General features: G+C 69.4%; 13 protein-coding genes. All 13 read left to right on the top strand.

Annotation, left to right across the window (positions count from 1 at the left end):
• The first annotated feature begins 64 nt into the window (after nt 1-64).
• The 13 genes from ACWPN3_RS03830 to ACWPN3_RS03770 all read left to right on the top strand — a co-directional run bounded on the left by ACWPN3_RS03830 (nt 65) and on the right by ACWPN3_RS03770 (nt 12,206).
• Nucleotides 65-958 carry a MurR/RpiR family transcriptional regulator gene (locus tag ACWPN3_RS03830; protein WP_492261109.1) on the top strand — a complete coding sequence of 298 codons (894 nt, stop codon included), beginning with the start codon at nt 65-67 and terminating at the stop codon, nt 956-958.
• Nucleotides 959-1,013: 55 nt separating this feature from the next.
• Nucleotides 1,014-1,859 carry a D-amino acid aminotransferase gene (locus ACWPN3_RS03825; RefSeq protein ID WP_492242483.1) on the top strand — a complete coding sequence of 282 codons (846 nt, stop codon included), beginning with the start codon at nt 1,014-1,016 and terminating at the stop codon, nt 1,857-1,859.
• Nucleotides 1,856-3,769 (top strand): ABC transporter ATP-binding protein, encoded by a 1,914-nt coding sequence (locus tag ACWPN3_RS03820; RefSeq protein ID WP_492261108.1) that lies wholly within the window; start codon nt 1,856-1,858, stop codon nt 3,767-3,769. The genes ACWPN3_RS03825 and ACWPN3_RS03820 overlap by 4 nt, the downstream gene beginning before the upstream one ends.
• Nucleotides 3,770-3,809: 40 nt before the next feature.
• On the top strand, nt 3,810-5,342 hold the full coding sequence (locus ACWPN3_RS03815; protein WP_174472781.1) for an ABC transporter substrate-binding protein: 1,533 nt from the start codon (nt 3,810-3,812) through the stop codon (nt 5,340-5,342).
• A gap of 128 nt (nt 5,343-5,470) precedes the next feature.
• Nucleotides 5,471-6,391 (top strand): glutathione ABC transporter permease GsiC, encoded by a 921-nt coding sequence (gene gsiC, locus ACWPN3_RS03810; RefSeq protein WP_492242485.1) that lies wholly within the window; start codon nt 5,471-5,473, stop codon nt 6,389-6,391.
• Nucleotides 6,388-7,275, top strand: coding sequence for an ABC transporter permease subunit (locus tag ACWPN3_RS03805; protein WP_492242486.1), 888 nt, complete (start codon nt 6,388-6,390; stop codon nt 7,273-7,275). Before gsiC ends, ACWPN3_RS03805 begins: the two co-directional genes overlap by 4 nt.
• Nucleotides 7,250-8,329 carry a DmpA family aminopeptidase gene (locus tag ACWPN3_RS03800; protein ID WP_492242487.1) on the top strand — a complete coding sequence of 360 codons (1,080 nt, stop codon included), beginning with the start codon at nt 7,250-7,252 and terminating at the stop codon, nt 8,327-8,329. The genes ACWPN3_RS03805 and ACWPN3_RS03800 overlap by 26 nt, the downstream gene beginning before the upstream one ends.
• Nucleotides 8,326-9,159, top strand: a complete 834-nt coding sequence (locus ACWPN3_RS03795) for a M55 family metallopeptidase (RefSeq protein ID WP_492242488.1) — start codon at nt 8,326-8,328, stop codon at nt 9,157-9,159. The genes ACWPN3_RS03800 and ACWPN3_RS03795 overlap by 4 nt, the downstream gene beginning before the upstream one ends.
• Before the next feature lie 11 nt (nt 9,160-9,170).
• Nucleotides 9,171-10,130, top strand: coding sequence for an isoaspartyl peptidase/L-asparaginase family protein (locus tag ACWPN3_RS03790; protein ID WP_492242489.1), 960 nt, complete (start codon nt 9,171-9,173; stop codon nt 10,128-10,130).
• A 101-nt stretch (nt 10,131-10,231) separates the two neighbouring features.
• On the top strand, nt 10,232-10,423 hold the full coding sequence (locus ACWPN3_RS03785) for a hypothetical protein (RefSeq protein WP_492261107.1): 192 nt from the start codon (nt 10,232-10,234) through the stop codon (nt 10,421-10,423).
• Nucleotides 10,410-11,183, top strand: coding sequence for a zinc-binding dehydrogenase (locus ACWPN3_RS03780; RefSeq protein ID WP_492261106.1), 774 nt, complete (start codon nt 10,410-10,412; stop codon nt 11,181-11,183). The genes ACWPN3_RS03785 and ACWPN3_RS03780 overlap by 14 nt, the downstream gene beginning before the upstream one ends.
• Nucleotides 11,184-11,219: 36 nt before the next feature.
• Complete coding sequence (locus ACWPN3_RS03775; protein ID WP_492242491.1) at nt 11,220-11,642, top strand: CopD family protein; 423 nt, start codon at nt 11,220-11,222, stop codon at nt 11,640-11,642.
• An 84-nt stretch (nt 11,643-11,726) separates the two neighbouring features.
• The gene (locus tag ACWPN3_RS03770) at nt 11,727-12,206 is read left to right on the top strand and encodes a VOC family protein (protein WP_455179053.1); all 480 of its coding nucleotides are present in this window, start codon (nt 11,727-11,729) and stop codon (nt 12,204-12,206) included.
• Nucleotides 12,207-12,322 lie beyond the last annotated feature (116 nt).

The following is a 12,322-nucleotide window of genomic DNA, read 5'->3' as shown; positions in this document are numbered from 1 at the left end:
TATGCCATTCCTGTAACTCTGTACTCACAAGGGCCGTGCCGACGCAGTCGAGGGGGATCGGGGGATGGAGCCGCCCATTCGAACGGGATCGCTGCTGATCCGCATGCAGAACTGCCAGCAGCAGCTTCCGGCCGCCCTCGCCAAGGTGGGGGAGTGGGCGCTGGCCTATCCCTTCCGCACCGCGACCCTGAAGATCGGCGAGCTGGCGGCGGCGGCGGAAGTGTCGGTGGCGTCGGTCAACCGCTATGCCCGCTTCCTCGGCTATGACGGCTTTCCGGAGTTCCGCGAGGATCTGCTGCGCGCCTTCGAGTCGACCTTCGCGCCGGTGGAAAAGCTGCGCGTCGCCGTCCAGCGCGACACCTCCAACGCCGAGATCATGCGGGAATCGCTGGCCAGCGACGCCGGCAACATCGCCCGCACCATGGATCTGCTCCAGCCCGAGCAGTGCGAGGCCGCCATCCGGCTGATCCGCGAGGCTGGCCGCGTCGTGGCGCTCGGCCTCGGCGACAGCGCTTATCTCGCCCTGTTCCTGGCCGACGTGCTGGAGCCCTATGTCGAAAATGTCCGCGAAGCCATCGAGTTCGCCGGCACCGAGCGCACCATCCGCCGGCTGTTGACGGTCAGGCCCGGCGATCTGGTGATCGCCATCACCTCGCCGCGCTACTCGCGCCGGACCATCGAGCATCTGCAGCTGTGCCGGGAGCGCGGGGCCAAGGCCATCGCCCTGACCGATGCGCCGGACAGTCCCATCGTGCCGCTGGCCGACGTCACCCTGCTGGCCGGGGCCGACCATGGCGTGCGCCACAGCTCCCCCACCGGGCTGATGGCGCTGATCGTGGCGCTGGGCACCGCGCTGTCGCGCTCCGGACCGGACAGCGTCGGGCAGGCCGCCGACGTCGCCGAACGCATCCTGCCCTACCTCCACGTCGTGCCGAAATCGAACCGCCCGACGGAGTGATCCGGGCCGATCAACCGGGGCCTCCCCCTCCACGCGCCGAAGAAGTTGGAAAGCGATGACGATCTCCTATTGGAACGGGCGTTACCTGCCGCTGAACGAGGTCCATGTGTCGCCGCTGGACCGCGGTTTCCTGTTCGCCGACGGCCTCTACGAGGTGACCGCGGCCTACAATGGCCGCCTGTTCGAGCCGGAGGCCCACATCGCCCGCCTGCAACGCGGCATGGCGGAACTGCGCATCGACTGCGCGCTGTCGGCCGGCGACTGGCTGGGCATCATGGAGCGGCTGGCGGCGGAGTCGGGCATCGACGGCGACCTGACGGTCTATCTCCAGGTCACCCGCGGTGCCGCGGCCAGCCGCGGCCACGCCTTCCCGGCCGGCGTCACCCCGTCGGTGTTCGGCATGGCCAGCCCGCTGAAGCGCCCGCCCGCGGCGTGGCGCGACCAGGGCGTCGCCGCCATGACCATCCCCGACATCCGCTGGGGCCGCTGCGACCTGAAGACGGTGGCGCTGCTGGGCAGCGTGCTTGCGCAGCAGGCGGCGACCGATGCCGGCGTGGTCGATGCGCTGCAACTGCGCGACGGTCTGGTGACCGAAGGGGCCGCCACCAACATCTTCGTGGTGAAGGACGGCGTCATCGCCACCCCGGTCAACGACAACCGCATCCTCCAGGGCATCACCCGCATCGTCATCCTGCGGCTGGCCGCCGAGGCCGGCCTGCGGCTGGAGGAGCGCGACATCCCGGCGGCGGAGCTTGAGGCCGCCGACGAGATCTGGATCGCCAGCACCACCAAGGAGATCACGCCCGTCACCAGCCTGAACGGCAAGCCGGTCGGCAGCGGCGCGCCGGGCATGGTCTGGCGCCGCCTGTTCTCGCTGTTCGCCGAAAGGCTGGGGCGATGAATGTGGCCGCTGCCGCGAAAGAGGTCTACACCGCGCCGGCCCTGCTGTCGGTCGAGGGGCTGAGCGTCGCCTTCGACGGCGACAACGGGCCCCTGCGCGTCGTCGACGATGTCAGCTTCACCGTGGCGCCCGGCGAGACGGTCGCCATCGTCGGCGAATCCGGCAGCGGCAAGTCGGTGACCTCGCTGTCGCTGATGCGTCTGGTCGATTATGCCGGCGGGCGCATCGTCGGCGGACGCATCCGCTTCAAGGGTCGTGACGGGCGCGAGCGCGACCTCGCCACGCCGCCGGCCGAAGCGCTGACCGACATGCGCGGCAACGACATCGCCATGGTCTTCCAGGAGCCGATGACGTCGTTGAACCCGGTCTTCACCATCGGCGACCAGATCGCCGAGGCGGTGATGCTGCACCAGGGGCTCGACCGCAAGGCGGCGCGGGCGGAGGCCCTGCGCATGCTGGAGAAGGTGCGCATTCCCGAACCGGCACGGCTGCTCGACCGCCACCCGCACCAGCTGTCGGGCGGCATGCGCCAGCGCGTGATGATCGCCATGGCGCTGTCCTGCAAGCCGTCGCTGCTGATCGCCGACGAGCCGACCACGGCGCTCGACGTGACCATCCAGGCGCAGATCCTGCGGCTGATCCGGCTGTTGCAGGACGAGATGGGGATGGGCGTCATCTTCATCACCCACGACATGGGCGTGGTGGCCGAAGTGGCCGACCGCGTCGTCGTGATGTGGCGCGGCCGCAAGGTGGAGGAGGGGCCTGTCGAGCGCATCTTCCAGGCGCCGCAGCACCCCTACACCAAGGCGCTGCTGTCCGCCGTGCCGAAGCTGGGCGCGCTGCGCGGCCAGGACTTGCCGGTGCGCTTCCCGCTGCTGGTGGTCGATGACGCCAAGGCGGAGGCTGCGCCGCCGGCCCCGCCGCCGGTGCAGGACACCGTGCGCGCGGCCGACGCCCCGCTGCTGGAGGTGCGCGACCTCACCACCCGCTTCGACGTGCGCAAGGGTATCTTCGGCTCGCTGAAGGCCCGCGTCCATGCGGTGGAGAAGGTCAGCTTCGCCGTCCGTCCGGGCGAGACGCTGGCGCTGGTCGGCAAGTCCGGCTGTGGCAAGTCGACCACCGGCCGCACCATCATGGGTCTCCAGGCCGCCACCTCCGGAACCATCCGCTTCGACGGGCTCGACACCGCGACGCTCGATTCCAACGGTCAGGCGAAGCTGAAGGAGAAGATCCAGTACATCTTCCAGGATCCCTTCGCCTCGCTGAACCCGCGAATGACCGTCGGCTTCAGCGTCGCCGAGCCGATGCTGGTCCACGATTATGCGCCCGCATCCAGGCCCGGCCTGTCGCGCCGCCGCGCCGTCGAGGAGCGGGTGGCGGAACTGCTGACCCAGGTGGGGCTCAAGCCGGAACACGCGCGCCGCTATCCGCACGAATTCTCCGGCGGCCAGCGCCAGCGCATCTGCATCGCCCGCGCCATCGCCTGCGACCCCAAGCTGATCATCGCCGACGAGGCGGTGGCGGCGCTCGACGTGTCGATCCAGGCGCAGATCGTCAATCTGCTGATGGAACTCCAGGCCAGGCGCGGCCTGTCCTACCTGTTCATCAGCCACGACATGGCGGTGGTGGAGCGGGTCAGCCACCGCGTCGCGGTGATGTATCTCGGCCAGATCGTCGAACTCGGCCCCCGCCGCGCCGTGTTCGAGAATCCGCAGCATCCCTACACCCGCCGCCTGATGGCGGCGGTGCCCGTCGCCGATCCCAGCCGCCGCACCCGCGACCTGCGGCTGCTGACCGGCGAGATCCCGAGCCCGATCCGCAGCATCGGCGACGAGCCGCTGGTGCAGCCGCTGGTGCCGGTCGGCGACGACCATTTCGTCGCGCGCCACGCCGTGGGCGGCGACTTCTGAGTTTGCCGATTTCCGAACCAAAAAAGCAGGGAGCCTACACGTGAACCGCTTCGCCCTTCCGCTTCTCGCCGGCCTGCTCGCCGGCACCGCTCTCGCCGGCCCGGCCTTCGCCGCCAAGGATTTGGTCGTCGGCCTGCCCGACAACATCACGACGCTGGACCCGGCCGACATCAACGACACCCTGTCGCAGTCGGCCAGCCGCACCATGCTCCAGGGCCTGTTCGGCTTCGACAAGGACATGAAGCTGGTGCCGCTGCTGGCGGAAAGCTTCACCGTCAACGACACCGCCACCGAATACACCTACCGCCTGCGCAAGAACGTCACCTTCCATGACGGCACGCCCTTCAACGCCCAGGCGGTGAAGACCAACTTCGACCGCCTCGCCAACCCGGCCAACCGGCTGAAGCGCCAGAGCCTGCTGGCGATGCTGGCCGAGACGGTGGTGGTCGACGACTACACGATCACGCTGAAGCTGGCGCAGCCCTTCGGCGCGCTGAACAACAACCTCGCCCACCCCGGCGCGATGATCCACAGCCCGAAGGCGCTGGAGACCTTCGGCAAGGAGATCGGCCGCCACCCGGTCGGCACCGGCCCCTACAAGTTCGTCAGCTGGGAAGCGGACACCCTCAAGGTCGAGAAGAACGACAAATACTGGAAGCCGGGCCTGCCGAAGATCGACCACGTCACGCTGAAGAGCGTGCCGGAGAACGGCAGCCGCATCGCCATGCTCCAGACCAACGAGGCGCAGTTCATCTATCCGCTGCCGCCCGAGATGGTGAAGATGGTGGAAGCCAACAACCAGCTTGAGCTGATCGACGCCCCGTCGATCATCGCCCGCTATGTGGCGATGAACACCATGAAGAAGCCGTTCAACGACCCGCGCGTCCGTCAGGCGCTGAACTACGCCATCGACAAGAACGCCTACGCCAAGGTGGTCTATCGCGGCTATGCCGGCCCGCTGGATTCGGCAATCCCGTCCAAGCTGGGCTTCCACGTCGCCCAGCCCAACCAGTACACCTACGACCTCGCCAAGGCGAAGGCGCTGCTGGCCGAAGCCGGCTATCCGAACGGCTTCGAGGCCGAGATGTTCGGCCGCAACAGCACCAACTTCATCCGCGGCATGCAGTTCGTCCAGCAGCAGCTGTCGCAGATCGGCGTCAAGCTGACCGTCACCCCGCTCGAATCCGGCGTCGAGACCGCCCGCGTCTGGGGCGTCGAGAAGCCGGAGGATGCCACGGTGCAGATGCAGTATGGCGGCTGGTCGGCCTCGACTGGCGACGCCGACTGGGGCCTGCGCCCGCTGCTGTGGGGCAAGGGCTTCCCGCCGAAGTTCTTCAACGTCGCCTACTACAAGAACGACACCGTCGACGCCGCCATCGAGACCGGCATCGGCACCGCCGACACCGCCAAGCGCGCCGAGGCCTACCGTGTCGCCCAGGAGCAGATCTGGAAGGACGCGCCCTGGATCTTCCTCGGCGTCGAGAACCTGCTGGCCGGCAAGTCGAAGAAGCTGACCGGCTTCTACTACGTCGCCGACGGCGGCCTGCAGATGGAAGAGGCCGACCTGCAGTGATGTGAAAAATCGCCCTCTCTCCCCGCTCTCGCGCAAACTTCGTTTGCGCTGACGCGACAGGCGGACCTTCGGTCCGCCGATAGCGGGGAGGGGGCATCTTTTCTCTGCCTACCCAGGACCTCTGCCCCATGCTGAAATATCTCGTCGGCCGTCTTGCTGGCATCCTGCCGGTTCTGCTGGTGATCTCCGTCTTCGTCTTCGGCTTCGTCCATCTGCTGCCGGGCGATCCGGCGCGGCTGGTCGCCGGGCCGGATGCCACCCAGCAGGACGTCGAACTGGTGCGCCAGGATCTCGGTCTCGACCAGCCGCTGTGGGTGCAGTACGGACGCTTCCTCGGCAATGCGGTGCAGGGCGAGTTCGGGCGGTCGATGAAGTCCAAGCGGCCGGTGTCGCAGGAGATCGGCGAACGGTTCCTGCCCACGCTCTACCTCACCGTCGTCGCCATGGTGTGGGCGACGCTGGCGGGGCTGCTGATCGGCGTGGCGTCCGCCACCAAGCGCGGGCGCTGGCAGGACCATGTCGGCATGATCGTCGCGGTGTCGGGCATCGCCTTTCCGTCCTTCTGGCTCGGTCTGCTGATGATCGACCTGTTCTCGGTCAAGCTCGGCTGGCTGCCGACCAGCGGTTACGGCACCTGGCAGCATTACGTCATGCCGTCGCTGACGCTCGGCCTCGGCGTCGCCGCTGTCATGGCGCGCTTCACCCGCTCCGCCTTCATCGAGATCGCGCGCGAGGATTATGTCCGCACCGCGCGGGCCAAGGGCGTGCCGGCCCGGCTGGTGGTGTGGAAGCACACGCTGCGCAACGCACTGATCCCGATCATCACCATGGTCGGTTTGCAGTTCGGCTTCCTGCTCGGTGGGTCCATCGTGGTGGAGACGGTGTTCTCCTGGCCGGGTCTGGGCCGGCTGCTGGTGGATAGCGTCAATTACCGCGACTACACCGTCATCCAGGCGGAGATCCTGCTGTTCTCGCTGGAGTTCATCATCATCAACCTGCTGGTCGATGTGCTGTACGCCTTCGCCAACCCCGAGATTCGCTACTCATGACCACGACAGACGCAACCGGCGTGGCCGCCGCAACTCATGAAGCCGTCCGCTCGCCGCTGCGCGAGTTCTGGCGCAAGTTCCGGCGCAACCGCACCGCCATGGCGGCCGGCTTCTGTCTGCTGGCGCTGGCGCTGGCCGCGGCGGCGGCACCGTTGATCGCCCCCTTCGACCCGGCGGCCTTCGATTACGACCGCATCCTGGAAGGCCCCTCGGCCGACCATTGGGCCGGCACCGACGCTTATGGCCGTGACATCTTTAGCCGCATCCTGTGGGGTGCCCGCATCTCGCTGTCGGTCGGGCTGCTGTCGGTGCTGCTGGGCGGGGTGGCCGGCGTGGCGCTGGGTCTGATCGCCGGCTTCCGCGGCGGCTGGATCGACAGCCTGATCATGCGCGTCTGCGACGTGCTGCTGGCCTTCCCCGGCATCCTGCTGGCCATCGGCATCGTCGCCATCCTCGGGCCGGGCATCGAGAACGTCATCTATGCGGTGGCGATCTTCAGCGTTCCCGTCTTCGCCCGTCTGGTGCGCGGCAGCACGCTGTCGCTGAAGCGCGCGGTCTATGTTGATGCCGCCCGCGCAATCGGCGTGCGCGACCGGCTGCTGATGGTCCGTCACATCCTGCCCGGCACGCTGCCCAGTGTGATCGTCTATGTCTCGATGCGCATCGGCACCTCGATCCTGACGGCGGCGAGCCTCAGCTTCATCGGCCTCGGCGCCCAGCCGCCCAGCCCGGAATGGGGCGCCATGCTGGCCGACGGGCGCAGCTACATCGGCGTCGCCAGCCATGTCACCTTCTATCCCGGCCTCGCCATCTTCCTGACGGTGCTGGCCTTCAACCTGCTCGGCGACGGACTGCGCGATGCCCTCGACCCCAAACTGCGCTGAACCGGCGAGACGCGCGCGGGCCTTCGGGCTCGCCTGCGGCCGGCTGACGCCGGGGCCGCGCAACGCCATCACCGACGTTCCGGGCGTGCGCATCGCTCACGTCACGCTCGATGACGGCGCCGTCCAGACCGGCGTCACCGCCATCCTGCCCCATGCCGGCAACCTCTACCGCGACAAGCCCGTCGCCGCGGCGGAGGTGCTGAACGGATTCGGCAAGAGCGTCGGGCTGATGCAGGTGGAGGAACTCGGCGCGCTGGAAACCCCGATCCTGCTGACCAACACCCTGTCGGTCGGCACCGCCTCCACCGCCCTGGTCCGCCACGCCATCGCCGCCAATCCCGACATCGGCCGCAGCACCGCCACCGTCAATCCGCTGGTGATGGAGTGCAACGACGGCCCGCTGAACGACATCCAGGCACTGGCGGTGACGGAGGCCAACGCCGCCGCTGCGCTCGCCGCCGCCCTGTCGGAAGCGGACGGTGCCGAGGTCGCGGTCGGATCGGTCGGGGCCGGGCGCGGCATGTCCTGTTTCGGCTTCAAGGGCGGCATCGGCACCGCGTCGCGCCGGCTGAAGCTGGACGGCAAGCGTCATCACCTCGGCGTGCTGGTGCTGGCGAATTTCGGCCGACCCGGTGAGCTGCGCCTGCCGGACGGCCGCCGCGTCGCCCCGCCGGCGCAGGACGATGCGCCGGAGAAGGGCTCCGTCATCGTCATCGCCGCCACCGACGTGCCGCTCGACCACCGCCAGCTGCGCCGGGTGATCCGCCGCGCCGGGGTCGGGCTGGCGCGGGTGGGGTCCTTCTGGGGCCATGGCAGCGGCGACATCGCGCTTGGCTTCACCACCGCCAACCGCATCGACCATGACGAGCGGGCCGACATCCTGGCCCTGCGCATGGTGAACGAACACCGCATCGACAGGCTGTTCGAGGCGATGGCCGACGCGACGCAGGAGGCCGTCCTCGACGCTCTCGCCGCCGCCACGCCGGTGGTCGGCCGCGACGGCGCCACCCGGCCCTGCCTGTCCGATACGCTCACCTCCGGGAGCACTCCGTGAAGATCTACATTTCCGCCGACATCGAAGGGGTGGCCGGCGTGGTCTCCCAGCAGCAGGTGACGCCGGGCAATGCCGAATACGAGCGCGCCCGCCGCCTGATGACCGCCGAGGTCAACGCCGCCATCGACGGCGCGCTGGAGGCCGGGGCCAGCGAAATCCTGGTCAACGACAGCCACGGCCCGATGGTCAACCTGCTGCCCGACGAACTGCACCCCGCCGCCGAGCTGATCCTTGGCCGGCCGAAGCCCATCGGCATGTTCGCCGGGCTGGAGCCGGACGCGGCGGGCGTGATGTGCGTCGGCTTCCACACCTCGGCGCGCCAGTACGGCATCCTCGCCCACACCACCAACAGCTTCGCCTTCGGCCGCGTCCGGGTGAACGGGCTGGAGCTGGGGGAGGCCGGCAATTACGGCGCCTATGCCGGCGAGATCGGCGTGCCGGTGATCCTGCTGAGCGGCGACGACCGCTTCGCCGTCGAGATGGCCCCGTTGTTCCCCGATGCCGAACGGGTGGTGGTCAAGCAGGCGCTGGGCCAGCGCGCCGCCCGCTCCGTCGCCCCGTCGGTCGCCCGCGACCGCATCCGCGAAGCCGCAAGCCGCGCCGTCCGCCGGGCGTCCAGCATCCCGCCCTTCCGCGTCCCGCCGCAGGCCGATGGTGCGCCCTACCGGCTGGAGATCGAGATGAACAGCCCGGCACTGGCCGATCTGGCGTCGCTGATCCCGGTGTCGGAGCGGCTCGATCCTGTCACCATCCGCCTGCCGGCCGCCAGCATGGCCGCAGCACTCGGCTGGATCAACACCCTGTCCGCCATGTCGGCCACCCTGCGCTGAGACCCGCACCCATGACCCTTTCGCACCCGCAGCCCTTCGCTCTTGCCATCCATGGCGGCGCCGGCACCATCAAGCGCAGCGCCCTGACCCCGGCGCTGACCGAGGGCTACCACGCCGGCCTGCGCCGGGCGCTGGCCGCCGGGCACGAGGTGCTGGCCGACGGCGGCAGCGCGCTCGACGCCGTGACCGCCGCCGTGATGGCGCTGGAGGACGAGCCGCTGTTCAACGCCGGCCGCGGCGCCGTCTTCACCGCAGAGGGCGTGCAGGAGATGGACGCCGCCATCATGGACGGCCGCGACCGCGCCGCCGGGGCGGTGGCCGGCCTGTTCGGCCCGCGCAACCCCATTCTGGCCGCCCGCGCCGTCATGGAGCACAGCGAGCATGTCCTGCTGATCGGCGAGGGCGCGCTCGATCTCTGCCGCCGCCAGGGTCTGGCGATGGAGGAGGCCCCCTATTTCTTCACCCAGCCGCGCTGGGACGCCCTCCAGGCCGAGCTGGAGCGCCGCCGCTCCAACGCCCCCGACGATGGGGACGAGCAGCGCCGCCACGGCACCGTCGGCGCTGTCGCCCGCGACCGCGACGGCAACCTCGCCGCCGCCACCTCGACCGGCGGCATGACCGCCAAGGCCAAGGGCCGGGTCGGCGACAGCCCGGTGATCGGCGCCGGTACCTTCGCCGACAACATCACCTGCGCCGTCTCCGCCACCGGCCATGGCGAGCATTTTATCCGCCGCTGCGCCGCCCACGAGATCGACGCCCGCATGCGCTGGGCCGGCCAGACCCTGGAGCGCGCTGCCGGCGACGTGGTGGACGAGCTGGGCGTGATCGGCGGCTCCGGCGGCCTGATCGCCATCGACCGCGACGGCCGGGTGGCTCTGCCCTTCAACTGCTCCGGCATGTATCGCGGCGCCATCGGGCCGGAGGGGCTGCCGATGACCGCGATCCACCGCGAGGAGTTCCGCATCGGCTGACCCTCCCCGAAGAAGTCCCCTCTCTCCCCCGCTGGACAGGCGGGGTCCGCGATCCACGTTGCTGCTTTTCCAGTGCAACAGCCGGAACGGAGGATGGCGGCATGCGTGCGATGGTGATTTCACGGTTCGGCGGTCCCGACGTGTTCGAGCTTCAGGACCGGCCGCGCCCGGTGGCGGGTCCGGGCGAACTGCTGGTCCGCGTGGTGGCGTCGGGCACCAACCCGGTGGACGCCAGAGATCCGTCAGGCCGGCAACTGGGCCGGCATCCCCTTTCCCGCGGTGCTCGGCTATGACGTGTCGGGCGTGGTCGAGGAGGCCGGCCCCGGCGTGACCGGCTTCAAGGCCGGCGACGAGGTGTTCTACACCCCGGAGATCTTCGGCAACCCCAACGGCAGCTATGCCGAATACACCGTCGCCGCCGCGTCAATCGTCGCCCACAAGCCGCCCGGCCTTTCCCACGTCGAGGCGGCGGGCATCCCGCTGGCCGGTGGCACGGCGTGGGAGGCCATCGTGCGGCGTCTGGCGGTGCGGCCGGGCGAGACGGTACTGATCCATGGCGGGGCCGGCGGCGTCGGCAGCTTCGCCATCCAGTTCGCCAAGGCGGCCGGCGCCCGCGTGCTCGCCACCGCCAGCAAGGCCAACCACGAGGCGATGCGCGATCTCGGCGCCGACGTGACGCTCGACTACCGCGACGCCGACGTGGCAGACCAAATCCTGCGCGAAGCGGGCGGGGCAGGGGTGGACGCGTCCTTCGACACCGCCGGCGGCAATGTGCCGCTGAGCACGCAGGTCACGCGTCCCTTCGGCCGCATCGCCACCATCCTGCCGCCGACCGGCGACCTGAACGCGCTCTATGTGAAGAACCAGACCCTCTACGGCACCTTCCTGACCCGCGAGGGCGCCCGCCTGCGCGAGATGGCGCCGCTGTTCGTGCGCGGACAGGCCAAGGTGATCGTCGACGCCGTTCTGCCGCTGGAAGAGGTCGGCAAGGCGCACGAACGGCTCGATTCCGGCCACGGCCGCGGTAAGATCATCCTGCAAGTGGGCGCCTGACGCGAGGTCGGGCCGGGCTTTTGAAGGACGGTCGCGGTGTATATCTGGCTTATCGGGCTGCACGTCACGGCGGTGACGCTCTGGATCCTGGGGATGTCCGCCGCCGCCATCCTGATCAGCGCCCTGGACCCCGCGACCGCCGTCGAGGAAGGACCGGCCCGCCTGCTGCGCGCCATGGCCCGCTGGGAGCGCCGCGTGACCTCCCCGGCGATGGGGCTGGCGTGGCTGCTGGGCATCACGCTGGTGGTGGTCGGCGGCTGGGGCTTCGAGCCGTGGCTGGTGGCGAAGGTCATCATCGTCCTCATCCTGTCCGCCCTGCACGGCAAGATCGCCGCCGGGTTGCGCCGGCTGGGCGAACCGGGGGCGCGGCCGGTGTCGCCGCTGCTGCGCTTCTCTCCGCTGGCGGTGATCGCCGGGGCCATCGCCATCGTGACGCTGGTGGTGGTGAAGCCCTACTGAACACGGTATGGTGTCGGACCGGGAGGGGCCGGCCCGTTCGACCCCGCGCCCGGCCGGTTCGGTTCCAGCGCGAAAGGACCCGCCATGGCCGTCGCCAAGACCACGATCTGCCTCTGGTTCGACAAGGACGCCGAGGCCGCCGCCCGCTTCTATGCCGAGACCTTCCCCGACAGCACGGTGACCGCCGTCCACCGCGCCCCCGCCGACTACCCGTCCGGCAAGGCGGGCGACGTTCTGACGGTCGAGTTCACCGTCGCCGGCCTCCCCTGCCTCGGCCTGAACGGCGGCCCGGCCTTCACCCACAGCGAGGCGTTTTCGTTCCAGATCGCCACCGACGACCAGGAGGAGACCGACCGCTATTGGACCGCCATCACCGGCAACGGCGGCCAGGAGAGCGCCTGCGGCTGGTGCAAGGACCGCTGGGGAATCTCTTGGCAGATCACGCCCCGCGTGCTGACCGATGCGCTGGCGGCGGGCGGGGATGAGGCCAAGCGGGCGTTCGAGGCGATGATGGGGATGACGAAGATCGACGTGGCGGCTATCGAGGCGGCGCGGCGGGGGTGAGGGGAGCAAAAATCTGTTTGAGTGGGGCGGAGAATGTCGGCGGTAGAATAATCTTGTGCGGATTATCAACCTTTAATCAACGGAAAGCCGACATATACGCTGAAAACTATTGACCT

It is taken from the genome of Azospirillum sp. UENF 111221 (assembly GCF_058780625.1).
Note: the sequence above shows the minus strand (reverse complement) of the source record. Positions and strands in the feature narration are given on the sequence as shown.